Origin of the sequence: Ramlibacter sp. (assembly GCF_029866045.1) — a bacterium.
GTDB lineage: Bacteria > Pseudomonadota > Gammaproteobacteria > Burkholderiales > Burkholderiaceae_C > Ramlibacter.
Genome location: NZ_JARXAB010000060.1, coordinates 1 through 24,919 on the forward strand (window position 1 = coordinate 1; position 24,919 = coordinate 24,919).

At 64.6% G+C, this 24,919-nt stretch carries 22 protein-coding genes and 1 tRNA gene; 5 read left to right on the forward strand and 18 right to left on the reverse strand.

Annotated features, from left to right (window positions below; genetic code table 11):
* The 11 genes from QE494_RS07200 to uvrB all read right to left on the reverse strand — a co-directional run.
* The coding region (locus tag QE494_RS07200) for a GDP-mannose 4,6-dehydratase (RefSeq protein ID WP_300042242.1) at window positions 1-441 on the reverse strand (441 nt) is incomplete at its 3' end.
* A gap of 165 nt (window positions 442-606) precedes the next feature.
* Window positions 607-681: transfer RNA gene (locus QE494_RS07205), tRNA-Val, on the reverse strand.
* A 78-nt stretch (window positions 682-759) separates the two neighbouring features.
* The gene (gene dnaQ, locus QE494_RS07210) at window positions 760-1,467 is read right to left on the reverse strand and encodes a DNA polymerase III subunit epsilon (RefSeq protein WP_300042243.1); all 708 of its coding nucleotides are present in this window, start codon (window positions 1,465-1,467) and stop codon (window positions 760-762) included.
* Between the two features lie 42 nt (window positions 1,468-1,509).
* Window positions 1,510-1,848: an ISC system 2Fe-2S type ferredoxin gene (fdx, locus tag QE494_RS07215; RefSeq protein WP_300042244.1), complete on the reverse strand. Its 339-nt coding sequence runs from the start codon at window positions 1,846-1,848 to the stop codon at window positions 1,510-1,512.
* Window positions 1,848-3,707 (reverse strand): Fe-S protein assembly chaperone HscA, encoded by a 1,860-nt coding sequence (gene hscA / locus QE494_RS07220; RefSeq protein WP_300042245.1) that lies wholly within the window; start codon window positions 3,705-3,707, stop codon window positions 1,848-1,850. The genes fdx and hscA overlap by 1 nt, the downstream gene beginning before the upstream one ends.
* A 62-nt stretch (window positions 3,708-3,769) precedes the next feature.
* On the reverse strand, window positions 3,770-4,288 hold the full coding sequence (gene hscB, locus QE494_RS07225) for a Fe-S protein assembly co-chaperone HscB (RefSeq protein ID WP_300042246.1): 519 nt from the start codon (window positions 4,286-4,288) through the stop codon (window positions 3,770-3,772).
* On the reverse strand, window positions 4,285-4,608 hold the full coding sequence (iscA, locus tag QE494_RS07230) for an iron-sulfur cluster assembly protein IscA (RefSeq protein WP_300042247.1): 324 nt from the start codon (window positions 4,606-4,608) through the stop codon (window positions 4,285-4,287). The genes hscB and iscA overlap by 4 nt, the downstream gene beginning before the upstream one ends.
* Window positions 4,609-4,637: 29 nt before the next feature.
* Entirely contained in the window at window positions 4,638-5,024 is a 387-nt protein-coding gene (gene iscU, locus QE494_RS07235; protein ID WP_300042248.1) for a Fe-S cluster assembly scaffold IscU, read from the reverse strand.
* 15 nt (window positions 5,025-5,039) lie between these two features.
* Entirely contained in the window at window positions 5,040-6,254 is a 1,215-nt protein-coding gene (locus tag QE494_RS07240; protein ID WP_300042250.1) for an IscS subfamily cysteine desulfurase, read from the reverse strand.
* A 73-nt stretch (window positions 6,255-6,327) separates the two neighbouring features.
* The gene (gene iscR, locus QE494_RS07245) at window positions 6,328-6,864 is read right to left on the reverse strand and encodes a Fe-S cluster assembly transcriptional regulator IscR (RefSeq protein ID WP_300042251.1); all 537 of its coding nucleotides are present in this window, start codon (window positions 6,862-6,864) and stop codon (window positions 6,328-6,330) included.
* Between the two features lie 146 nt (window positions 6,865-7,010).
* Window positions 7,011-9,119, reverse strand: coding sequence for an excinuclease ABC subunit UvrB (uvrB, locus tag QE494_RS07250; protein ID WP_300042252.1), 2,109 nt, complete (start codon window positions 9,117-9,119; stop codon window positions 7,011-7,013).
* A gap of 69 nt (window positions 9,120-9,188) precedes the next feature.
* On the opposite strand from uvrB, the gene QE494_RS07255 reads away from it, so the two are divergent.
* The 5 genes from QE494_RS07255 to QE494_RS07275 all read left to right on the forward strand — a co-directional run bounded on the left by QE494_RS07255 (window position 9,189) and on the right by QE494_RS07275 (window position 15,981).
* The gene (locus QE494_RS07255; RefSeq protein ID WP_300042253.1) at window positions 9,189-10,385 is read left to right on the forward strand and encodes an amino acid aminotransferase; all 1,197 of its coding nucleotides are present in this window, start codon (window positions 9,189-9,191) and stop codon (window positions 10,383-10,385) included.
* 238 nt (window positions 10,386-10,623) lie between these two features.
* A complete protein-coding gene (locus tag QE494_RS07260; RefSeq protein ID WP_300042254.1) occupies window positions 10,624-12,030 on the forward strand; it encodes a polyhydroxyalkanoate depolymerase in 1,407 nt (468 codons plus the stop codon).
* A 47-nt stretch (window positions 12,031-12,077) separates the two neighbouring features.
* Window positions 12,078-12,749, forward strand: coding sequence for an electron transport complex subunit RsxB (rsxB, locus tag QE494_RS07265; protein WP_300042255.1), 672 nt, complete (start codon window positions 12,078-12,080; stop codon window positions 12,747-12,749).
* A 175-nt stretch (window positions 12,750-12,924) separates the two neighbouring features.
* The gene (locus QE494_RS07270) at window positions 12,925-14,319 is read left to right on the forward strand and encodes a VOC family protein (protein WP_300042256.1); all 1,395 of its coding nucleotides are present in this window, start codon (window positions 12,925-12,927) and stop codon (window positions 14,317-14,319) included.
* 222 nt (window positions 14,320-14,541) lie between these two features.
* Window positions 14,542-15,981: an NAD-dependent succinate-semialdehyde dehydrogenase gene (locus QE494_RS07275; protein ID WP_300042257.1), complete on the forward strand. Its 1,440-nt coding sequence runs from the start codon at window positions 14,542-14,544 to the stop codon at window positions 15,979-15,981.
* Window positions 15,982-16,028: 47 nt separating this feature from the next.
* Here the strand turns inward: QE494_RS07275 and QE494_RS07280 are convergent, their stop codons facing one another.
* From QE494_RS07280 to QE494_RS07310, 7 genes are all read right to left on the reverse strand, one after another.
* Entirely contained in the window at window positions 16,029-17,051 is a 1,023-nt protein-coding gene (locus QE494_RS07280; RefSeq protein WP_300042258.1) for a D-cysteine desulfhydrase, read from the reverse strand.
* An 88-nt stretch (window positions 17,052-17,139) separates the two neighbouring features.
* Window positions 17,140-18,699 carry a M81 family metallopeptidase gene (locus tag QE494_RS07285; RefSeq protein ID WP_300042259.1) on the reverse strand — a complete coding sequence of 520 codons (1,560 nt, stop codon included), beginning with the start codon at window positions 18,697-18,699 and terminating at the stop codon, window positions 17,140-17,142.
* A 73-nt stretch (window positions 18,700-18,772) separates the two neighbouring features.
* Window positions 18,773-19,267 (reverse strand): VOC family protein, encoded by a 495-nt coding sequence (locus QE494_RS07290; protein WP_300042260.1) that lies wholly within the window; start codon window positions 19,265-19,267, stop codon window positions 18,773-18,775.
* Window positions 19,264-21,312 carry an acetyl/propionyl/methylcrotonyl-CoA carboxylase subunit alpha gene (locus QE494_RS07295; RefSeq protein ID WP_300042261.1) on the reverse strand — a complete coding sequence of 683 codons (2,049 nt, stop codon included), beginning with the start codon at window positions 21,310-21,312 and terminating at the stop codon, window positions 19,264-19,266. The genes QE494_RS07290 and QE494_RS07295 overlap by 4 nt, the downstream gene beginning before the upstream one ends.
* A gap of 381 nt (window positions 21,313-21,693) precedes the next feature.
* Window positions 21,694-23,226 (reverse strand): acyl-CoA carboxylase subunit beta, encoded by a 1,533-nt coding sequence (locus QE494_RS07300; protein WP_300042262.1) that lies wholly within the window; start codon window positions 23,224-23,226, stop codon window positions 21,694-21,696.
* A gap of 50 nt (window positions 23,227-23,276) precedes the next feature.
* Window positions 23,277-24,293, reverse strand: coding sequence for a methylmalonyl Co-A mutase-associated GTPase MeaB (gene meaB / locus QE494_RS07305; protein WP_300042264.1), 1,017 nt, complete (start codon window positions 24,291-24,293; stop codon window positions 23,277-23,279).
* 5 nt (window positions 24,294-24,298) lie between these two features.
* Window positions 24,299-24,919: cobalamin-dependent protein (locus QE494_RS07310; protein WP_300042265.1), on the reverse strand; the 621-nt coding region annotated here is incomplete at its 5' end.

Below are 24,919 nucleotides of genomic sequence, written 5' to 3' on the forward strand. Positions count from 1 at the left end.
CTCGGTGAAAGCCAGGTCAGCAGGCCCGAGCGTGCCGTAAACCTCGTCGGTGCTCACGTGCAGAAAGCGGAAGGCTCTCTGCTGCGGCTCCGGCAGGAGCTGCCAATACGCCAGGGCCGCCTGTAACAGGCTGGCCGTGCCCAAGACATTGGTGGTCAGAAAGGCATCTGGGCCAGAGATGGACCGGTCTACGTGCGTCTCAGCGGCAAAGTTGATGACGGCGCGCGGCTGGTAATGCGCGAGCAGCGCGTCGACCTGAGCCCGGTCACCAATGTCACCTTGGACGAAAACATGACGCGTCGGATCAAGGCCTGCGAGGTTGTCTGGGTTGCCGGCGTAGGTGAGCTTGTCCAGGTTAAGGACCGGCTCGTCCGTCGCGCCGAGCCAGCCATAGACAAAGTTGCTGCCGATGAAGCCGGCACCGCCGGTGACGAGGATCATGTGGGTGGGGCAATGAGTAGGAGGCCCCCAGACCGAGCAGTGGGGTTCGCGAGAGATCATAAGGTCTCCCGTCCGCCCCCTCATCGTCTGTCATACGCCGCAGAAAGTGACGTCGAAAAAACTTCGGCGCCATGGAGGCGCCGAAATATGCACTGCCAGAGGAGATGGTGGGTGGTGAGGGTTTCGAACCCCCGACCCCCGCCGTGTGAAGGCGATGCTCTACCACTGAGCTAACCACCCCATCACGCTCGAAGCGCTTCCGGTTGAGCCGGAAGCCCATAATTATGCCACAGGCAAAGTGGGCGATTCGGGCGCGGATCAGCCGGCCGAGAGGCTGCGCCAGACGGTCTTGCCACCACTCGCCTTGTCCAATTGCACAAGGACCTCCTCGTGGGCCGTCACCTCCTGTTCGGTGGCCTCGATCACGGGAAGCGATAACTGGCGGTAGTCGGCTTGCACGGATGGCGTCACCCCGACGTCGGCCGGCACGGCATCGATCAGCAAGGCATCCTGGCCTCGGGTGAGATAGATGTAAACATCGGCCAGGAGTTCGGCATCGAGCAAGGCGCCATGGAGGGTGCGACCCGAGTTGTCGACGCCGAGCCGGTCACAGAGCGCATCGAGGCTGTTGCGCTTGCCCGGATACATCTCCTTGGCCATCACCAGCGTGTCGGTGACCTGTCCCACCGTGGCCCGGAAGGAAGGCCGGCCGGAAATTTCCAGCTCTTTTTCCAGAAAGCCAATGTCGAACGGGGCGTTGTGGATGATGACTTCAGCGCCAGCCAGGTACGCCAAGAGTTCATCGGCGACCTCTGCGAACTTGGGCTTGTCGCGGAGAAACTCGTCGCTGATGCCGTGTACCCGCAAGGCCTCTTCCGAGCTGGCACGCCCGGGATTGAAATAAAACTGCAGGTTGTTACCTGTGAGCTTGCGCGCCACCAGTTCGACGCAGCCGACCTCGATCAGGCGGTCGCCGGTTTCAGGATTGAGGCCGGTGGTTTCGGTGTCGAGGACGATCTGGCGCATGGGCCAGATTCTATCGAGCGCCCCGCCCGACCCAGGCGCGTCTCAGTGGGTTTCCTTGGCGTGGTTGATGGAGTATTTGGGGATCTCCACCACCAGGTCCTGTTGCGCGACGAAGGCCTGGCACGAGAGGCGCGAGTTGGGCTCCAGGCCCCAAGCTCGGTCCAGCAAGTCCTCCTCGTTCTCGTCCATCTCGTTGAGGCTCTTGAAGCCCTCACGCACCACCACATGGCAGGTGGTGCAGGCACAGCTCATGTCGCAGGCATGCTCGATCTCGATGCCGTTGTCGAGGAGCGCCTCGCAGATCGAGGTGCCGGCCGGAACCTGCACCGTGGCGCCCTGGGGGCAGTACTCGGGATGCGGCAAGATCTTGATGATGGCCATCAGAGGGACTCCACTTTACGGCCCGCGAGGGCCTTCTGGATGCTGTGGTTCATGCGCTCGGCGGCAAAGCCCTCGGTAGCCTGGGCGAGCGCCTCGCTGGCGGCCTCGACCTGGGCAGCTTCGGCCGCCTCGCGTGCGGTGTGTTCAAGATGGGCGATGGCTGCCTCGATCGCAGCGCGGTCAGCGCCAGAGAGCAGGTGGCCGTCGGCGGTCAGTGCGCTGCGGGTGGCGAGCACCAGCCGGTCGGCATCGACGCGCGCCTCGACCAGGGCGCGGGCCGTCATGTCCTGCTGCGCGGTAGAAAAACTTTCCTGCAGCATCCGGGCGACCTCGTCGTCCGACAGGCCATAGGAGGGCTTGATGTCGATCCTGGCCTCCACTCCGCTGCCCTGCTCCTTGGCACTGACCGACAGCAGGCCATCGGCATCGACAGTGAAGGTGACCCGGATGCGCGCCGCGCCGGCGGCCATCGGCGGGATGCCGCGCAGTTCGAAACGCGCCAAGCTTCGACAGTCGGCCACCAGGTCTCGCTCGCCCTGCACCACGTGCAGGGCCAGGGCCGTCTGGCCGTCGCGGTAGGTGGTGAAGTCCTGAGCCTTGGCGGTGGGGATGGTCTCGTTGCGATGGACGATGCGCTCCACCAGCCCGCCCATGGTCTCAATACCCAGGGAAAGGGGAATGACATCGAGCAGCAGCAAATCGCCAGCGGAGTCATTGCCGGCCAGGGCATTGGCCTGGATGGCGGCGCCCAGGGCCACCACTTCGTCGGGGTTGAGGTTGGTCAGGGGTTCTCGGCCGAAGAAATCACCTACGGCACGTTGCACCTGCGGCATGCGGGTAGAGCCGCCCACCATCACCACCCCCTGCACATCGTCTTTTTGCAAGCGGGCGTCGCGCAGGGCCTTGCGCACCGCCGCCAAAGTGCGGGCGGTGAGGTCGGCAGTGGCTGCCTCGAAGTCGGCGCGGGTGACGTTGAAATTGCGTTCCTGGCCGAACATGACCGCCTGAACGGTGGTCGTCTCTGCGGCGGAAAGCGCCTCCTTGGCGCTTCGCGCAGCCACCTCGATGGCGGCCTTGTCCTCGGGCGTGGTGAGCGCCAGGTTCGCACCATGCAGCATCACCTGTGCGAGCGCGCGGTCGTAGTCATCGCCGCCGAGCGCTGAGTCGCCGCCGGTGGCGATGACTTCAAAAACGCCGCGCGAGAGGCGCAAGATGGAGATGTCGAAGGTGCCTCCGCCCAGGTCGTAGACCGCGTAAACACCCTCGCTCCCATTGTCGAGGCCGTAGGCGATGGCAGCAGCGGTGGGCTCATTGATGAGGCGAAGGACGTTGAGGCCTGCCAACTGCGCGGCGTCCTTGGTTGCCTGGCGCTGGGCGTCGTCGAAATAGGCGGGCACCGTGATCACCGCACCGTACAGGTCGTCGGCAAAGGTGTCCTCAGCGCGATAACGCAGGGTGGCCAGGATCTCGGCACTCACTTCCACCGGGCTCTTGGCGCCGACGCGGGTCTGCAGGGCCACCATGCCCGGTTGGTCGATGAAGCGATAGGGCAAGTTCTCGCGACCGGCGATGTCGGCCAGGCCCCGGCCCATGAAACGCTTGGCCGAGGCGATGGTGTTCTCGGGGTCGAGCGCGCGCTGGGCCAGCGCGTCGAAGCCGATCTGCCGTCTCCCGCCTTCCAGGTAGCGCACCACAGAGGGCAGGATCACCCGCCCTGCGTCATCGGGCAGGCACTCGGACACGCCATGGCGAACTGCAGCCACCAGCGAGTGTGTGGTGCCCAGGTCGATGCCCACGGCGATGCGCCGCGCATGCGGGTCGGGAGCTTGACCGGGTTCGGAAATCTGCAGCAGTGCCATGGGGGGAGAGCCGTGGGGCCGCTCGTGCGGCCCTTCTTGTCTGGAGGTGGATCGGAAACCCGTTATTGTCCCAGTTGCTCAAAGCGCGAGGCGACGTCATGGGCAAAACGCTCAATGAACATCAGTGCCCTCACCTGCCCCGCCGCCCCGGGGGCGTCGCCCGCCTGGTCCAGCTTCAGTTCGATATCGGCCAGCAACTCGCGCCGGGCCACTTGAAGCGCGTCGTCCAAGCTTTGCAGATCGGCCTCGCCTTGGGCTTCCTCCAGCGCTTCGCGCCACTGCATCTGCTGCATCAGGAAGGCCGCCGGCATGGCGGTGTTGTTCTCGGCCTCGATCGGGGCCCCACGCATCTCGCACAGGTAGGCGGCGCGCTTCAAGGGGTCCTTGAGGCGCTGGTAAGCCTCGTTGATCCGCACCGACCACTGCATCGCCACACGCTGGGCAGCTGCGCCCTGGGCGGCGAAGCGATCCGGGTGGGCTTCGCGCTGCAATTCCTTCCAGCGTACATCGATCTGCGTCCGGTCTTGGCGGAACTGCTCGGATACCGCGAACAGCGCGAAGTCGCTGTCGGTGAGCTTCACACCCGGAAGGATTCGCCGCAACCGCAGCGGTCCCGTTCGTTGGGGTTGTTGAAGCGGAAGCCCTCGTTAAGGCCCTCGCGCACGAAGTCCAGCTCGGTGCCGTCGATATAGGCCAGACTCTTGGGGTCGATCAGGATCTTGATGCCGTGGTTCTCAAACACCATATCTTCGGCTGCGACATCGTCCACGTACTCGAGCTTGTAGGCCAGGCCCGAGCAGCCGGTGGTCTTGACGCCTAGACGCACGCCCACACCCTTGCCCCGCTTGCTGAGGTAGCGGGTCACATGGCGGGCGGCGGCTTCGGTGAGGGTGACTGCCATCTTGCTTGAGTTCGAAGTAGCGGGCGCGCTCAATGAGCGTGCTTTTTCTTGTAGTCCTCGACCGCCGCCTTGATGGCATCTTCGGCCAGGATAGAGCAGTGGATCTTGACCGGCGGCAGCGCCAGTTCCTCGGCGATCTGGCTGTTCTTGAGGGAGGCAGCCTCGTCCAGGCTCTTGCCCTTGACCCATTCGGTCACCAGGGAGCTCGACGCGATGGCCGATCCGCAGCCGTAAGTTTTGAAACGAGCGTCCTCAATGATGCCCGTGGTCGGGTTGACCTTGATCTGCAACTTCATCACGTCGCCACAGGCGGGCGCGCCAACCATGCCGGTGCCCACGGACTCGTCGCCCTTCTCGAAGGAGCCAACATTGCGGGGGTTCTCGTAGTGATCAACGACTTTTTCAGAATAGGCCATGGGGAGCTCCTGTATTTAATGCGCTGTCCACTGAATGGTGCTGATGTCGATGCCGTCCTGGTACATCTCCCACAAGGGGCTGAGTTCACGCAGCTTGGCCACGTTGGCGCGGATGGTGTCGATCGCGTAGTCGATCTCTTGCTCGGTCGTGAAGCGGCCGATCGTCATACGCAGGCTGCTGTGCGCCAGTTCGTCGCTGCGACCCAGGGCGCGCAGCACATAGCTCGGCTCCAGAGAAGCCGAGGTGCAGGCCGAGCCGGACGACACCGCAAGCCCCTTGATCCCCATCATCAGGGACTCGCCCTCGACGTAGTTGAAGCTGATGTTCAGGTTGTGCGGCACCCGGTGCTCGAGGCTTCCGTTGATGAACACCTGCTCGACGTCCTTGAGGCCGTCCAGCAAGCGCTTTTGCAGCGCGTGGGCCTGGGCCAAATCCTGGGCCATTTCCAGTCGGGCGATGCGGAAGGCCTCGCCCATGCCCACACACTGGTGGGTGGGCAAGCTGCCCGAACGCATACCGCGCTCGTGACCGCCGCCGTGCATCTGAGCCTCCAGCCGCACCCGGGGCTTGCGGCGCACGTACAGCGCGCCGATGCCCTTGGGGCCGTAGGACTTGTGCGAGGCAAGGCTCATCAGGTCGACCGGCAGCGTCGCCAAATCGATCGCCACCTTGCCAGTGGCCTGGGCCGCGTCCACGTGGAGCAGGACGCCCTTTTCGCGGCAGATCGCGCCCAGCGTGGGAATGTCCTGGATGACACCGATCTCGTTGTTCACGAACATCACGCTGGCCAAGATGGTGTCGGGCCGGATGGCGGCTTTGAAAGCCTCCAGGTCCAACATGCCGTCCTCTTGCACCTCGAGGTAGGTCACCTCGAAGCCCTGACGCTCGAGCTCGCGCATGGTGTCGAGTACCGCCTTGTGCTCGGTCCTGACGGTGATCAGGTGCTTGCCGCGCGACTGATAGAAGTGCGCCGCGCCCTTGATGGCGAGGTTATTGGACTCAGTTGCGCCCGATGTCCAGACGATCTCACGCGAGTCCGCGCCAATCAGGGCCGCCACATGGCCGCGTGCGGCCTCGACTGCCTCCTCGGCTTCCCAACCCCAGGCATGGCTGCGAGATGCCGGGTTTCCATGGTGCTCTCGCAGCCAGGGGATCATGGCGTCCACCACGCGCGGGTCGACCGGCGTCGTCGCGCCGTAGTCCATGTAGATAGGGAGATGCGGGGTCATGGATTGCAATTTGGAAATGATTTGGAGGCCGCCGAAGCGGCCCGTGTCTACGCCAGGCGCTGCGACTGAGGGCTTAGCCCTTGGCCAGAATGCTGCCGAGTGCGAAGACGGAGTTGGGTGCGTTCACCCGGATCGGCTTGACCACCGGCGCGCTGGAGATGGCGCGCTTGACCGGCGGCTTGTCCTCAATCTGAACGCCCTTAGCGACCTGGTCGTCTACCAGCTTCTGCAGGTTGACCGAGTCCAGGAACTCCACCATGCGCTGGTTGAGCGATGACCACAGCTCATGGGTCATGCAACGCCCGCCCTCACCGCCGCAGTTTTCCTTGCCGCCGCATTGGGTGGCGTCGAGCGGCTCGTCAACCGACACGATGATGTCGGCCACAGTGATTTCGGAGGCCTTGCGGCCCAGGGTGTAGCCGCCGCCGGGTCCACGGGTGGACTCGACCAGCTGGTGCCGGCGCAGCTTGCCGAACAGCTGCTCCAGGTAGGAGAGCGAGATCTGCTGGCGCTGACTGATCGCGGCCAGCGTGACGGGACCGTTGTTCTGGCGGAGGGCCAGATCGATCATCGCAGTGACCGCAAAGCGGCCTTTGGTCGTGAGGCGCATCGCAAACTCCTTAAGGGCTTCTCAGCCAAGGGGGACACCTGGATGGCGCCTAGTTCCTGACTGATGCTGTCAAGTATAGGGGAAAGCCGACGGCTTTGCTCGGGTATCCCACCGGACCGCGATTTGCCCTTACGAAACCAAAGGGTTCAGCGTTGGCCGGCCTGAATGGGCACGACCTTGTCATGCCCCGAACCACCAAAGGCCTGCTCACGCAGCAGGGCCAGTTGGTCGCGGACACGGGCCGCCTTTTCGAACTCGAGGTTGCGGGCGTGCTCGAGCATGAGCTTTTCGAGGCGCTTAATTTCCTTGCCGACGTCCTTCTCCGACAGGTCCTGGACCTGGGCCCGCAGGAGCTCGGCTTCCTCGGCAGCCTTTCCGGCCTTCTCGCTGTAGACCCCGTCGATCAGGTCACGCACCTGCTTGACGATGCCGCGCGGCGTGATGCCGTGGGCCAGGTTGAACTCAATCTGGCGCTGCCGACGGCGGCTGGTCTCGCCCATCGCCTTCTTCATCGACTCGGTCACCCGATCGGCGTAGAGGATGGCCTTGCCGTTGAGGTTTCGCGCTGCCCGGCCGATCGTCTGGATCAGGGAGCGTTCGGCCCGCAGAAAGCCTTCCTTGTCGGCGTCGAGAATAGCCACCAGGGACACCTCGGGAATGTCGAGGCCCTCACGCAGCAGGTTAATCCCCACGAGCACGTCGAAGGTGCCCAGGCGCAAGTCGCGCAGGATCTCGACCCGCTCTACCGTGTCCACGTCGCTGTGGATATAGCGCACCTTCACCCCGTTGTCGCTCAGGTAGTCGGTGAGCTGCTCGGCCATCCGCTTGGTGAGCACCGTGATCAGCACCCGCTCGTTCTTGTCCACCCGGATGCGGATCTCCTGCAAGACGTCGTCGACCTGGTGGATGGCCGGTCGCACCTCCACCTCGGGGTCGATCAGGCCAGTGGGCCGCACCAGCTGCTCGACCACCTGACCGGCGCGCCGCTTTTCATAGTCGGCCGGGGTGGCCGATACGAAAAAGGCCTGCCGCATGCGCTGCTCGAACTCCTCGAACTTCAGCGGCCGGTTGTCCAGGGCGGAGGGCAACCGAAAGCCGTACTCCACCAGAGTGGTCTTGCGCGAACGGTCGCCGTTGTACATGGCCGAGAGCTGCCCGATCATCTGGTGGCTCTCGTCGAGGAAGATGAGTGCGTCCTTGGGCATGTAGTCGGTGAGCGTCGACGGCGGCTCACCCGGCCTGGCGCCCGAGAGGTGCCGGGTGTAGTTCTCGATGCCCTTGCAGTGCCCGACCTCGGCGAGCATCTCCAGATCGAAGCGGGTGCGCTGCTCCAGCCGCTGGGCCTCGACCAGCTTGTTCATCCCCACCAGCTCCTTGAGCCGCTGGTCCAGTTCGCGCTTGATCGACTCCACCGCGGCCAGCACCTTCTCACGCGGGGTCACGTAATGGCTGGAGGGGTAGACCGTAAAGCGCGGCACCTTTTGCCGGATGCGTCCGGTGAGCGGGTCGAACAGTTGCAAGGACTCGATCTCGTCATCGAACAGCTCGAGCCGCACCGCCAGCTCGCTGTGCTCGGCGGGGAAGACGTCGATGGTGTCGCCGCGCACCCGGAAGGCGCCGCGGGAGAACTCGTGGTCGTTGCGGGTGTACTGCATGCGCACCAGCTGGGCGATCACATCGCGCTGGCCGATCTTGTCGCCCACCCGCAAGATGAAGCGCATCTGGGTGTAGTCCTCGGGCGCACCAATGCCATAAATGGCACTGACGGTGGCCACAATCACCGTGTCGCGGCGCTCGAGCACGCTCTTGGTGGCTGACAGCCGCATCTGCTCGATGTGCTCGTTGATCGCGCTGTCCTTCTCGATGAACAGGTCGCGCTGGGGCACATAGGCCTCGGGCTGGTAGTAATCGTAGTAGCTCACGAAGTATTCCACCGCGTTGCGGGGAAAGAACTCGCGGAACTCGCTGTACAGCTGCGCGGCCAGTGTCTTGTTGGGCGCGAACACGATGGCCGGCCGGCCCAGGCGGGCAATGACATTGGCCATGGTGAAGGTCTTGCCCGAACCGGTCACCCCCAGCAGGGTCTGGAAGGCCTCGCCGTCGTGAACCCCCTCGACCAATTGCTCGATCGCGCGCGGCTGGTCCCCGGCCGGTGGATAGGGCTGGAACAGCTCAAATGGCGAACCGGGGAAGGAAACGAACTCGCCCTGGGGAGCGGCCACAGGCACGCTTGGAACTTCGGACAGATCAGACATGCATAAAATCTCGGCAATCCGGGCAGATTAACCCATGCCCGCGAGCCTCACAGACAACCAAGGATCTCCATGTCGATGTTTTCTGCCGTCGCGATGGCCCCCCGCGACCCCATCTTGGGCCTCAACGAGCAATTCGCCGCCGACACCAGCCCCCACAAAGTCAACCTGGGCGTGGGCGTCTATTACGACGACGAGGGCAAGCTGCCCCTGCTGGCCTGCGTACGCCAAGCCGAGCAGCAAATGAATGCCTCGCCGAAGGCGCGCGGCTACCTGCCGATTGACGGCATTGCGGCCTATGACCAAGCGGTCAAGAGCCTCGTCTTTGGTGCCACCAGCGAGCCAGTGACCAGCGGCCGGGTGGCCACGGTCCAGGCCCTGGGCGGCACCGGTGGCCTGAAGATCGGCGCCGATTTTCTGCGCCAACTCTCGCCCCAGGCCCAGGTGCTGATTTCGGACCCCAGCTGGGAAAATCACCGCGCCTTGTTCACCCAAGCCGGGTTCACGGTGGGCACCTACGCCTACTACGACGCGGCCCGCCGCGGGGTAAATTTCGACGGCATGCTCGCAGCCCTGCATGGCGCCGCCGCTGGCACGATCGTGGTGCTTCACGCCTGCTGCCACAACCCCACCGGCTACGACATCACCCCGGCCCAATGGGACCAGGTGGTTGCCGCCTGCCAAGCCCGCCAGCTGGTGCCCTTCCTGGACATGGCCTACCAGGGCTTCGGCCATGGGATCGCCGAAGACGGCGCGGTGATCGGCAAGTTCGTCGCCGCTGGGCTCACCTTCCTGGTCTCGACCTCCTTTTCCAAGAGCTTCAGCCTTTACGGCGAGCGGGTCGGCGCACTGTCGGTGCTGTGCCAGGACAAGGACGAGGCGGCCCGGGTGCTGTCCCAGCTCAAGATCATGATCCGCACCAACTACAGCAACCCGCCCACCCACGGCGGCACGGTGGTGGCCGCCGTGCTCGGTACACCGGAACTGCGTGCGCAGTGGGAGAAGGAACTCGGCGAGATGCGGGTCCGCATCAAGCAGATGCGTGTCGCCCTGGTCGACAAGCTCAAGGCTGCGGGGGTGAAGCAAGACATGTCCTTCATCACCGACCAGATCGGCATGTTCAGCTACTCGGGCCTCTCCAAAGACCAAATGGTTCGGCTGCGCGGCGAGTTCAGCGTCTATGGCACCGATACCGGTCGCATGTGCGTCGCAGCGCTCAATTCGAAGAACATCGACTATGTTTGCCAGTCGATCGCCAAGGTGATTTGAAGCACAAGGATGAGTTCCTAAGTCTTCATTGACGCCGTCGCGACAGACGCAGCCGCCCTCGGGCGGCTATTTTTTGCCTGGATACCGACGCTCTTCATTAGCGTGGGGCCACCGCTCGGGCCAGCGTGAGCAAATACCGTTTTGCCGCGTAAGTGGAATACCCAACACGGCGAACGGCTCAGCAGCAAGCCAGAGTCGTATGATGTGTGCACTGCAACATGAACGGCGAAAGGCAGTAATGCTCTACCAGATCTACGAGGCCCAACGCTCCCTGATGGAGCCCTTCGCCGACTTCGCCCAAGCGGCGGCCAAGCTCTACAACAACCCTGCATTGCCCATCGCCCAGGGACCCATGTCCCAGCGCATGTCCGCCGGCTACGAGCTGATGTACCGGCTGTGCAAGGACTATGTGAAGCCGCAGTTCGACATCAAGACGGTGAAGGCCGACGGCAAGGACATCGTGATTCACGAGGCGGTCGCGGCGGACAAGCCCTTTTGCGAGCTGCGCCGCTTCAAGCGCTTCAGCGACGACCCCGAGTTGCTGGGCCGCATGAAGGACCAACCCGCCGTCCTGATCGTCGCTCCCCTCTCAGGTCACTACGCCACCCTGCTGCGCGACACGGTCAAGGCCATGCTGCAAGACCACAAGGTCTACATCACCGACTGGAAGAACGCCCGCCTGGTGCCCCTGGCGGAAGGGGAATTCCATCTCGACGACTACGTGAACTATGTGCAGGACTTTATCCGCCTGGTGCAGGGCCAGTACGGCAACTGCCACGTGATAAGTGTCTGCCAGCCCACTGTTCCGGTGCTGGCCGCGGTATCGCTGATGGCCTCACGCGGCGAGAAGACCCCGCTGTCCATGACCATGATGGGTGGACCGATTGATGCCCGGAAGTCGCCCACCGCGGTGAACAACTTGGCCATGAACAAGAGCTACGAGTGGTTTGAGAACAATGTGATTTACCGCGTGCCGCCCAGCTTTCCGGGCGCAGGCCGACGCGTCTACCCCGGTTTCCTGCAGCACACCGGCTTCGTGGCGATGAACCCCGACCGCCATGTCTCCAGCCATTACGACTACTTCAAGCAGCTGATCCAGGGTGACGAGGCCAGCGCCGACGCGCACCGCCGGTTCTATGACGAGTACAACGCGGTGCTGGACATGGACGCGGACTATTACCTGGACACCATCCGCACCGTGTTCCAGGAATTTCGGCTGGTCCACGGCACCTGGGACGTACGCGGCGAAGACGGACGTATCGAGCGCGTGCGGCCGCAGGACATCACCACGACCGCCCACCTGACGATCGAGGGCGAGCTCGACGACATCTCCGGCTCTGGCCAGACCGCGGCCGCACACGGCCTGTGCACCGGTGTGCCCAAGTCACACCAGAAGCACATTGAGGTTGAGGGCGCGGGTCACTACGGAATATTCAGCGGCCGCCGCTGGCGCGATGTCGTCTATCCGCAGGTGCGCGACTTCATCCTCCGGTTCAACGAGGGCCCCAAACCCGCCAAGACCACGCCGGTGACCGCCAAGGCCAGGCCCAGCGCGGCGAAGACACAAGCCGCGCGCCCCAGCCGTGCTGGCATCGCCAAGGCCGTTCCAGCCAAGCGGCGGGCAGGCGCCCGCGCGAAAGCCTGAGCGCATCAGGCGCTTCTGGCTCCCTCTTTCCAGCGCATTCGGATGCGATGAACCTGGACGATCTGGCCGAGCGCCTGCACCAAGCCCTGCCGCAGACGCAATGCCAGCGCTGCGGCTACCCCGACTGCGCGGGCTACGCCCAAGCGATCGCCCTGGGGACCGCCGGCATTCACCAATGCCCACCGGGCGGTGCCGAGGGCATTGCCCGCTTGGCCTCGATCACCGGTCGCCCCGCCCTGCCCCTCGATCCCGCCTGCGGCCGGGAGTCACCGCGCACGGTGGCTGTCATCGAGGAAGACGCCTGCATCGGCTGCACCCTCTGCCTCAAGGCCTGCCCGACCGATGCCATCCTTGGCGCCAACAAACGCATGCACACCGTGATCGAGCCTTGGTGCACCGGCTGCGAGTTGTGCGTGCCGGCCTGCCCGGTGGACTGCATCACCCTGGAAGATGCCAGTGGAGGCGCAACGGGCTGGCAGGCTTGGTCGACGACGCAGGCGCAGGAGTCACTGGTCCGCTACGAGTGGCACCAAGCGCGGCAGGCACGCGAGGCCCGCGAGAACGAGGAGCGCCTCGAGGCCAAGGCCCTGGCCAAACTGGCCGACCTGCCCGCCCAGACCCTCGGCGCCGACGACCCCGCCAGCGCAGAGGCGGCGCGCAAGCGGTCGGTGATCGAGGCAGCCCTGGCTCGCGCGCGAAACCAGCGGAAGGCCCCCTAGACTCGAACGCGTCACGGACTGACAGGGGACACCTGGACGGAGGGCATCGGCGTATCGCTCCAAATAAAGATCATTCGCTTTCAGAATGACCTTGGTCTGGAAAATCATTGGGTCGCCCCCTGTACTCACTCAAAATCGGGGATACGCCACGCGGTAGTGTTGATGCGGAGCACGAATGACCTATCCCCCTTTGCGCGAACCACTCCCACAAAAGGAAAGCCAGGCGTTTGAAGCGCCAGACGTGATCCGCACGCGGTTTTCAGACGCCCTGTCCCATATGTACCGTGCGGAGGTTCCGCAGTACGGCACCTTGCTGGAACTGGTGGCCGATATCAACACCGTAGCGGTGCGCCGGGACCCTTTGTTGCTCCCCTCGAAGCCCGACTCGGCCCGGCTGGATGTCGAACGCCACGGCGCCATTCGCTTGGGAACCCCCTACGAGCTGCACACCATCCGGCGCATCTTTGCCGTCATGGGGATGCATCCGGTCGGCTATTACGACCTGTCGGTGGCGGGCGTTCCGGTTCACTCCACGGCGTTTCGGCCAGTCGCCGGCGCTTCGCTCGCCGCCAACCCGTTTCGCGTTTTCACGTCATTGCTGCGCCTCGACCTGATTGAAGACACGGCTCTCAAGGACTTGGCAGCCGAAATACTGCGCGAGCGGAATATCTTCTCGGCGCGTGCGCTAGAACTGACCGACAAGGCCGAGGCCAGGGGCGGGCTCACAGCAAGGGAAACGGATGAGTTCATTGTCGAAGTCCTGCAGACGTTCCGTTGGCATGGCGAAGCGACGGTGTCACGCGAGGTGTACGAGCGTCTGCGCAGTGTGCATCGCCTGATCGCCGACGTGGTCTGCTTCACAGGACCGCATATCAACCACCTCACGCCCCGCACGCTGGACATCGACGCAGCGCAAGCAGAGATGTCCCTGCGAGGCATTGAGCCCAAGGAGAGCATCGAAGACCCGCCCCCTCGCAGCATCCCCATTTTGCTGCGCCAGACCAGCTTCAAAGCGCTGGAAGAACCGTTCCGCTTCGCCGAGACACAAGCCCAAGGCGCTCACACCGCGCGATTTGGAGAGATTGAGCAGCGCGGCATCGCCCTCACGCGCAAGGGCCGCGCTTTGTACGACACGCTCCTGCAAATGGCCCGCAGCGATTCAGGGGGCGACGCACGCAAGCATGAAGAGAGGCTGGCCCACGCGTTCAAGGCGGTCCCGGACACGCTCGAGGCACTTCGCCGCGAGCAGCTTGGCTTCTTCCGCTACGCATTGCTGCCCCACACGTCTCTGCCTGCCGGAGACACCTTCGACATCGATGACCTTGTCGATCAAGGCGTCGTGTCGGCAACGCCGATCACCTACGAAGACTTCCTTCCGGTCAGCGCCGCCGGAATCTTCCAGTCCAACCTCGGCGACGCAGAGCCGAAGGCCTATTCGGATGTGACCGTTCAGGCTGAGTTTGAGCAAGCGCTCGGCGCCTCAGTGCTGGACGCGATCGCGCTTTACCAGGCGGAGCAAGACGCCTCGATCGCGGAGGTGATCCGGGACATCAAACGACTCGCCCCGTGAACGGCGGCCCTCAGCCCGACAGCCGTACCGCAAAAATAGCTGGGCGAAACGGTTGCTGGCACACGCCCGGGCCAGGCACGCTGAGTGCCAGCTCGATGGCAAAATGAGGATCGTAATCTTCAAAGTACCAGCGCCCTCGCTCACCGACCGGGTGACGCTAGCGGTCCGATTGGGACGGCCGCGCTGGCGCAATCATTGCCTCTGGCCTCCAGAAAGTTTTTCATGAGCTATACCAACACACAGCTTTTCATTGATGGCCAATGGCAGGACTCTGCGGACGGCCGCACGCTCGCCGTCATCAACCCCGCTACCGGCCAGGAGATCGGGCGCGTTTCCCATGCGGGGCGCGCAGACTTGGATAAGGCCCTGGTCGCTACCGCCAAGGGATTTGCCGTGTGGCGGGACCTGGCGCCAGTCGAACGCGCGCGGATCATGCGCCGGGCAGCTGCCCTGATGCGCGAGCGCGCCGAGGGCATCGCCCAGCTCCTCACGATGGAGCAGGGCAAGCCCCTTGCTGAGGCCAAAGGCGAGGCACTGGCCGCTGCCGACATCATTGAATGGTTCGCCGACGAGGGCCTGCGGGTGTACGGCCGCATCGTGCCCTCGCGTGGCAATCCGGCCCTGCGCCAGATGGTCCTCAAGGACCCTGTGGGCCCCGTTGCCGCCTTCACGCCCTGGAACTTCCCGATCAACCAGGTCGTACGCAAGGTGTCGGCGGCACTGGCCACCGGCTGCTCCATGCTGATCAAGGGCCCGGAGGAGACGCCGGCCAGTCCGGCCGAACTGGTGCGCGCCTTCCAGGATGCCGGGCTGCCCGAGGGCGTGCTGGGCCTGGTCTACGGGAACCCTGCCGAGATTTCAAGCTATCTTGTGGCGCACCCGGTGATCCGCAAACTGACCTTCACCGGCTCCACGCCGGTGGGCAAGCAGCTGGCTGCCCTGGCGGGCCAGCACATGAAACGCGTGACCATGGAGCTGGGCGGCCACGCGCCGGTCATTGTGTGCGACGACGCCGACATCGCGCTGGCTGTGAAGTCGACAGGTGCGGCCAAGTTCCGCAACGCAGGCCAGGTGTGCATCTCCCCCACCCGCTTTCTGGTGCACCAGAGCGTTCACCAGGAATTCGCCGCCGCGCTGGCCGCGCATGCCAAGGGCTTGCAAGTGGGCGACGGCCTGAGCGCCGGCACCCAGATGGGGCCGCTGGCCAACCCCAGGCGCCTGGCCGCGATGCAGGACCTCACTCGCGATGCGATCGAGCAAGGCGCCACGGTGCTGGCTGGTGGCCACCGCATCGGCGATACCGGCAACTTCTGGCAGCCGACCGTCCTGGACAACGTGCCGCCGCAGGCCCGTGTGTTCAACGATGAGCCCTTTGGCCCGGTCGCCGCGATCCAGCGTTTCGAGCGGATCGAGGACGCCATCGCCGAAGCCAACCGGCTGGCCTACGGGCTGGCGGGCTATGCCTTCACGCGGTCCCTGCGCAACGCCGACCTGCTGGCGCGCCGCGTCGAGGTGGGCATGCTGTGGGTCAACACACCCGCGGCACCGTCGGCCGAGATGCCTTTTGGCGGCATCAAGGATTCCGGTTACGGCTCGGAGGGTGGGCCGGAGGCGTTGGACGCCTACCTGAACGTCCGTTCGGTGGTGACGCTGAACGTCTGAATTGGGTCCTGGACGGGGGGCGATTGGCGAGGCTCGCTTCTCTCCGCCTACGCCTTCAGCAGCGTCGGCTCGTAGGCGTGCAACGAGGGCAGCCCGCCGGTATGCAGGAACAGCACTTTGTACTCGGGTTTGAACTCGCCCCGGCGGGCCAGGCCGATCAGGCCGGCCATGATCTTGCCGGTGTAGACCGGGTCCAGCGGAATGCCTTCGGTGCGAGCCAGCATCTGTACCGCCTCCACCATCGCATCATTGGGCACCGAGTACTTGGGCTGCCAGTAACCGCCCACGCTGCGCACCGCCTCGCGCGGCACGGTGATGCCCAGGCCCAGCAGGTCGGCCACCGCCTGCGCCTCCTTGAGGACCAGCGGCTCCTGGTCGGCCGGGTCACGGCTCACGCCGACGCCAATCAGGGGAATGTCTATGTGGTTCCCCAGAAAGCCGGCCACCAAGCCTCCGTGCGTGCCCGAGCTGCCCGAGCCAACCACCATGTGGTCTATGCGCAGGCCCATGTCAAACAATTGCTGCTGCATTTCCTGGGCGCAGGCCACATAGCCCAAGCCACCCACGGCGTTGGAGCCACCGCCAGGAATGATGTAGGGCTTGCGCCCCTCAGCCACCAGCGCGTCGGCCACCTTCTGCATTTCAGCGGCCATATTGCTGCCGCCTGGTACCACGGTGACCGCCTCGACGCCGAGCAGGCGGAACATGAAGTTGTTGCCACTGGCCTGCGGGTCATAGCTGCCCGGCACACGCTCCTCGATCACGAAGCGGCAGTGCAGACCCTCCTTGACCGCCGCCGCCAGGGTGATGCGGCAATGGTTCGATTGCGGCGCGCCGCAGGTGACGACGGTATCGGCCCCGAGCGCGAGGGCCTCGGCCATCAGGAACTCGAGCTTGCGGGTCTTATTGCCGCCGGGGAACAGGCCCAGCATGTCGTCTCGCTTGATCCAGACCTCCGGACCGCGCCCGCCAGGGCAACTGGCGGCCAGCGCTGCTGAAAAACGCGGCATGGGCTCGATCGGGGTGGCAAACGGGGTGTAACGGCGGCGGGGGAAACGGGTCAGGTCCATGGCGTTTACTTGTCTCTATCGTTGAACTTTTTTGGGGGGAATTGCTATTGTCGGGGCAGACCCGGGGATGCGACGCCGTGCCCCTGTGTCAGGCGGCGCTGGGCTCCCAGATCGCGCCCTCATCGATCGGGAAAACCGGTCGGGGCAGACGTGTCCAGGTCAGTGCGCGCAGGTTGGGGCTGGTGAGGCCAGGGCAGTCGACCTCCAGGATGTCCTTCGGGTTGGCAAAACCCTCGAAAGCGGCCCGGAAATGCCGGCGGCTCTTGGCTACCAGCGCCCTCACCTGCGCGAGGTCTACGCCTAGCACCTCCAGCTGGGCCGGGTCCATCAGCTGCTGGCGCTGGGAGATCACCGCCACCTGCACCCCGCCAACCTGAAGCAAGGCACAGGAGCCCATCTCGCGCTGTGTCCCCTGCACCAGGCCACGCCGCGCGAAGAACCGGCCATCCCCCAGGGCCAGCACCTGGGCGCGGTGACGCCATGCCTGCGCGAAAGTCCCGCTGCGTACCTGATTGAAGTGCGCTTCGAAAGTGCCCCCGACGCCGACCGCATGAGCGTGACGCGCGAGCGCCGGGTCGGTGAACATGCCCAGCACCGTGCGCTCAACGCCAGCCTCGACCAGGGCTTGAAGCAAGCCCACGGTGTTGCCGCCGCCTCCGCCGCCCGGGTCGTCTCCGACATCGGCAAGCATCACCGGTGGCCCCTCGCCTCGCCCCGCGGCGCGCGCTGCCGCCACGCCCTCAGACAGCGAAGTCAGCCGACAGGTGAACCGCTCACGAACCGCCCAGACCTGCGCGGCCAGCCGCAAGGCAAGCTCCTTCGCCGCTGCGCGTTGGCCAGCGCGCGCAGTGACAGAGATCGTTACTCCGCACTTGGCCGCATCCGCCAGGGCAAAGCCACCGCAGAGGGACACATTGAGAATGTCTCCACCGACCGCCTGCTGACCCTGGGCCACCAGGTCGGCGCAGACCGTACCGGGCGCGATCAACAGCGAGGTTGCCGAAGGCACCAGGGGAAGCTGAACCCGCTCCACCACGCCCGGCCCCTCCATCAGCATGCCGCGAAGGAGTCGCGCTGCCTCCTGACCGCGCGCGAACAGATCGACATGCGGGTGGGTGCGGTAGGCCACCAACGCCGACAGCGAATCACTCATGCGGGCGGAAACATTGGCGTGTAGACCCATGACTGCGACGATCGGAACCGAGGGGCCCAGGCGGGCACGCAGGCGCGCCAGGAGCACGCCGTCGGGGTCATCTTCGCGGGTCGTCAGCGCCGCCCCGTGCAGGGACAGGAACACGCCTTCGACCGGGCCGGCGAGCTTGAGCCGGGCCTCGAGGTTGGCGCAGAAGGACTCGAAATAGGCGTGGTCGACAGGCCCGCCCGGTTCGGCACAGGCCATGCGCAGGGGCACCAGTTCCCAGGGGCCTGTCTGGTCCATGGCGGCAACAAAGCCCAGGCTGTCCCCCATCAGCGGGGTCGCCGGCGAGCGCAACTCGGCCAGCAAGGCATCACCGCCCGCGTCCAAGCCGCGGCGGAAGCCCTCGGCAGGGGTGCTGGGTGACCAGCGGTTGCATTCGATGAAAAAACCACCCAGGGCGATGCGAGGAACCCTGGGGCCGCGATACGACGGATCACGCTGACCACTCATACCGCGGATGCTAACGCGTCCATCACGCGGTCAAATCGCCCGGCTCGTTCCCTGAGGCTGAGCCAGCAAGGGCTCAACCGGCCTGCGCGGCCAACGCAGCGAAGGCCGTCACGACCTCAGGCGGCGCCTGCACCAGTTCGATCAGCACGCCCTCGCCGCCGATCGGCGAATCTTCGTTGCCCTTGGGGTGGACAAAGGTGATGTCAAAGCCGGCCGCGCCCTTGCGGATGCCGCCCGGTGCGAAGCGCACGCCCTGTGCACTCAGCCAATCGACCGCCAGAGGCAGATCGTCTATCCACAAGCCCACGTGATTGAGCGGCGTGGTGTGGACGGCCGGCTTCTTGTCCGGGTCCAGTGGCTGCATCAAGTCCACCTCCACCTTGAACGGGCCCGCGCCGATGGCGCAGATGTTTTCGTCGACGTTCTCGCGCTCGGAGCGGTAGGTGCCGGTCACCTCCAAACCAAACATGTCGACCCAGAGTTTTTGCAGGGCCTGCTTGCTCGGGCCGCCAATGGCGATTTGCTGGATGCCCAGTACCTTGAAGGGACGGGTGGTCGATTGGCTCATTGAAACTCCAGGATGGCCTGATCAACCGCCAGGGACTCACCCTTGGCGGCCAGCAGCTTGCCCACCACGCCGTCGGAGACGGCAAACAGCACGTTTTCCATCTTCATGGCTTCGATGACAGCCAGGCGTTCGCCGGCCTGCACCTTTTGACCCGGTTGCACCGCAACGTCGACCAGAAGCCCGGGCATGGGCGAGAGCAGAAAGCGGCTCATGTCCGGCGGCGCCTTGAAGGGCATGAGCGTGTGCAGTTCGGCCGCACGCGGGGAAAGGACCAGGGCCTCTAGCCGGGTGCCGTTGTGGCTCACTGCGACAGCCAGCGGATTGCGGGGAAGCCCGCGTTCAACCTGGGCCGAGAAGGTTTGCCCGTTGCAAGTACCGCGGATGCGCGCGCCACCCAGGTGCCATTGGCTGGCGAATTCGTAGCGCTGGGCGCCAACCTGCACCGTGCAATTGCCCGACTGCAGGTCAAAGGCGCCGATGGTCACCGGGTGGTGCTGGTTCTGGCCACCTTCACCCAGCTGGACGACCACGAAGGCATCGCCCACTTTGAACTCGTGTCCTGGCAGCTGGCCGCTGATGCCGGCCGAGCGCTCCAGGGAGCGGCGGTTCACATAGGCGGCCAGGGCTACCAGGAAGCCGGGGTCTTCATGCGCAACATCCTCGGCGCGGAATCCCTTGGCATAGTGCTCGGCGATGAAGCCGGTGTTGAAGTCACCGGACTGGAACTTGGGATGCGCCAACAGCGCCGCCTGGAACGGCACGTTGCTGGAGACACCGCGAATCACAAAGCCGTTGAGCGCCTCACGCATCTTGGCGATGGCATCGGCCCGGTCCCTGCCATGGACGATGAGCTTGGCGATCATCGAGTCGTAATACATCGGGATCTCGCCGCCTTCGGTCACCCCGGTGTCCACGCGCACACCTTGGGTGAGGCTGGGATCAGCGGCGACCATGGTCTCGGTCGGCGGCTGGAAGCGCACCAGGCGACCGGTGGAAGGCAGGAAGTTGCGGAAAGGATCTTCGGCGTTGATGCGGCACTCGATGGCCCAGCCCTCGCGCTTGACGTCCGCCTGGCTCAAAGGCAGCTTTTCGCCGGCCGCGATACGGATCATCAACTCGACCAAGTCCAGGCCGGTGATGCACTCGGTGACCGGGTGCTCCACCTGCAGACGGGTGTTCATCTCCAGAAAGTAAAAGCTCTGGTCCTTGCCGACCACAAACTCCACCGTGCCCGCGCTCTGGTATTTCACCGCCTTGGCCAGCGCTACCGCCTGCTCGCCCATGGCCTTTCGGGTGGCGTCGGAGATGAAGGGCGACGGCGCCTCTTCAATCACCTTCTGGTGGCGGCGCTGGATGGAGCATTCGCGCTCGTTGAGGTAGACCACGTTGCCGTGGCCATCGCCCACCACCTGAATTTCAATGTGGCGCGGCTCCTCGACGAACTTTTCAATGAAGACGCGGTCATCGCCGAAGCTGTTGCGGGCCTCGTTGCGGCAGGAGGTGAAGCCCTCGAAGGCCTCCTTGTCATTGAACGCCACCCGCAGACCCTTACCGCCACCGCCGGCGGAGGCCTTGATCATCACCGGGTAACCGATGTCCTTGGCAATTTCTACTGCGCGTTCGGCTGATTCAATGGCGTCATTCCAGCCCGGGATGGTGTTCACCTTGGCTTCATTGGCCAGCTTCTTGGAAGCGATCTTGTCGCCCATCGCAGCGATGGAGTAGTGCTTGGGACCAATGAAGGTAATACCCTCCTCCTCCACCCGCTTGGAGAACGCCTCGTTCTCCGAGAGGAAGCCATAGCCGGGGTGCACCGCCTCTGCGCCCGTCTGCTTGCAGGCGGCAATGATGCGGTCGGCCAGCAGGTAACTTTCGCGGCTGGGGGCCGCGCCGATGTGGACGGCTTCGTCGGCCAGTTGCACATGGCGAGCGTCGCGGTCGGCGTCCGAGTAAACGGCGACGGTGGCAATGCCCATCTTCTTCGCAGTCTTGATGACGCGACAGGCGATTTCACCGCGGTTGGCGATCAGGATCTTTTTGAACATCTCTTGGTCCTCGGTCCGGAAACTTTGCTAGCTTGGATTAGCTGTCTTAGATTTGTGCTGGGCTCGCAAGGAGCACGGTGCACCTGCCTCCGCTCATGTCCCCCGCCCTTCGGGCTCCTCCTTTACTTCGCTGCGGCAGGGACACCATGCCCCTTGCTGCGAAGTGAGCGGTGGGGTACACAAGAGGAAAGCCCCGGAGCACCAAAAGCCCGTTGTGGAAGCGAGCCGAACGCCAAGCACCCGGGATCGGGCTGCCTGGGCGTTTTGCGCAGGTAAAGGAGGAGCGCGAAGCGCGGGGGACACGGAGCAAAACGTCCAGGCAGTCCGATTCCGCGCGCACCAAAGATCCTGAGCCCGCCAACTCCTCAAACGCAAATGAGTTCAAAGCGGAATGTTCCCGTGCTTGCGCCACGGGTTCTCCAACTTCTTGTCTCGCAACATGACGAGTGACCGGCAGATGCGCTTACGAGTCTCGTGCGGCAGGATCACATCGTCGATAAAGCCGCGCGCACCCGCCACGAAGGGGTTGGCAAAACGCGCCTTGTACTCGGCCTCGCGGGCAGCGAGTTTTTCCGGGTTTCCCTTGTCCTCGCGGAAGATGATCTCCACCGCGCCCTTGGCGCCCATCACCGCGATCTCGGCATTGGGCCAGGCGAAGTTAACGTCGCCACGCAGGTGCTTGGAGGCCATCACGTCATAGGCGCCACCATAGGCCTTGCGGGTGATGACGGTGATTTTCGGCACCGTGGCCTCTGCATAGGCATAGAGTAGCTTCGCGCCGTGCTTGATGATGCCGCCGTACTCCTGGCTGGTGCCGGGCATGAAGCCGGGCACGTCCACAAAGGTCACCACCGGAATGTTGAACGCATCGCAAAACCGCACGAAGCGCGCCGCCTTGATCGAGCTCTTGATGTCCAGGCATCCCGCCAGCACCAGGGGCTGGTTGGCCACGATGCCCACAGTCTGACCCTCCATGCGGGCAAATCCAATGAGGATGTTCTTGGCGTAGTCGGGCTGCAGCTCGAAGAAGTCACCGTCGTCCACCGTCTTGGCGATCAGCTCCTTCATGTCGTAGGGCTTGTTCGGGTTGTCCGGCACCAGGGTGTTGAGCGACGGGTCCAGCCGGTCGGCCGGGTCCTTGCTGGGCCGGATCGGGGCCTTCTCCCGGTTGTTCAAAGGCAGGTAGCTGTACAGGCGCCGGAGCATCATCAAGGCCTCGACATCGTTCTCGAAGGCCAGGTCCGCCACACCGCTCTTGGTGGTGTGGGTCGACGCTCCGCCTAGCTCCTCGGCGGTGACCTCCTCGTGGGTCACGGTCTTGACCACTTCCGGGCCGGTCACAAACATGTAGGAGCTGTCCTTGACCATGAAGATGAAGTCGGTCATGGCTGGCGAGTACACCGCGCCGCCAGCGCTGGGGCCCATGATCATGGAGATCTGGGGCACCACCCCGGAGGCCAAGACGTTGCGCTGGAACACATCGGCATAGCCGCCGAGAGACGCAACGCCCTCCTGGATCCGGGCGCCGCCCGAGTCGTTAAGGCCAATGACGGGCGCGCCGACCTTCATCGCCTGGTCCATCACCTTGCAGATCTTCTCGGCATGGGCCTCCGAGAGAGCGCCACCAAAAACGGTGAAGTCCTGGCTGAAAACAAAGACCAGACGGCCATTGATCATTCCGTAGCCGGTGACCACGCCATCGCCCGGGATCTTGTTGTCTGCCATACCGAAGTCGGTGCAACGGTGCTCGACGAACATGTCCCACTCTTCAAACGTGCCTTCGTCCAGCAACAACTCAAGGCGCTCGCGAGCGGTGAGCTTGCCTTTTTTGTGCTGGGCATCAATGCGCTTTTGTCCACCACCCTGGCGGGCGGCTTCGCGCTTTTTCTCCAGTTGTTCGAGGATGTCTTGCATGGCGTCTCTCTTGGTTCGGATTCGTGAATTCGGTGGAAAGGGATGGGGGCTCAGGGGCCCAGGCGCGCCTTGAGCAACTGGCGCGCAGCCGCAGACGCAGGCACCTGCCCGGCCTCGACCTCGGCGCTTAATCGGGGCAGGAGCGCACGGACCGCGGGATGCTGGCGAAATTCTTGGCGCAGGCCCGATTCGATCCGTTCCCACATCCAGGCCAACGACTGCTGCCTGCGACGCACCTCCAGCTGGCCGTCGGCGCGGCGCAGATTGAAAAACTGGGTGACTTGGTCCCAGAACAGATCGATACCAGCGCCCTTTAGCGCGCTGATCTGAATGACTTGCGCCGCCCAGTGCTCGCCGGTGCCATGGGCTTTGCCGTGCTGGGTGAACAGGCGCAGGGCCGAGGTGATCTGGGCCTGGGCGCGGGTAGCGGCATCCGGGTCGATATCGGCCTTGTTGATCACCACCAGATCGGCCAGCTCCATCACACCCTTCTTGATCGCCTGCAGGTCGTCACCGGCGTTGGGCAGCTGCAGCAGCACGAACATGTCGGTCATGCCGGCTACTGCGGTCTCGCTCTGGCCCACACCCACCGTTTCGACGAGCACCACGTCATAGCCGGCCGCCTCGCACACCAGCATGGCTTCACGGGTTTTCTCGGCGACGCCGCCCAGGTTCCCGCTGGCGGGGCTGGGCCGGATGAAGGCCTTCTCGTGAACGGAGAGCAACTCCATTCGGGTCTTGTCGCCCAGGATGGAGCCGCCCGAGATGCTGCTGGAGGGGTCGATCGCCAGCACCGCCACCCGGTGCCCGCGTTCGATGAGTGACAGCCCCAAGGTCTCGATAAAGGTGCTCTTGCCGACACCGGGCACGCCAGAGATGCCGACCCGCATCGCCTGGCCGGTTCGGGGCTGCAACTCGGTGAGCAACTGATCTGCCTGCAACCGGTGGTCTGCCCGGGTCGATTCGATGAGGGTAATGGCCTTGGCCATGGCGCGGCGCTGCGCCATGGCGCTTCCCGCGGGCAGGTCACCGCGTTGCAGGATCGCCTCGGCCAGGGCTTGGGTCATGGGCCTCAGCCCTGTGCCTTGCGGATCTGCTCCAGCACGTCCTTCGCGCTGGCCGGGATGGGGGTGCCCGGGCCGTAGATGCCCTTGACGCCTGCCTCGTACAGGAACTCGTAGTCTTGGCGCGGAATCACGCCGCCGACGAAGACGATGATGTCGCCCGCGCCCTGCTTCTTCAATTCGGCAATGATGGCCGGCACCAAGGTCTTGTGGCCGGCGGCCAGGGTGGAAATGCCCACCGCATGCACGTCGTTTTCGATCGCTTGGCGCGCGCATTCCTCGGGCGTCTGGAACAGCGGGCCCATGTCGACATCAAAGCCCAGGTCGGCATAGGCGGTGGCCACCACCTTGGCGCCGCGGTCGTGACCATCCTGTCCCAGTTTGGCGATCATCACCCGCGGGCGACGGCCCTGTTCTTCGGCGAACTGGGCGATCTCGCCCTTGAGCTTGTCCCAGCCTTCGGCCGAGTCGTAGGCAGCTGCGTACACACCGGTCACCTTTTGCGTGTCGGCGCGGTGGCGGCCCCAGACCTTTTCGAGCGCGTCGCTGACCTCGCCCACCGTGGCGCGCAAACGCTTCGCGCGGATCGCCAGATCGAGCAGGTTGGCGCGGCCGGCCGGCTTGTCGCC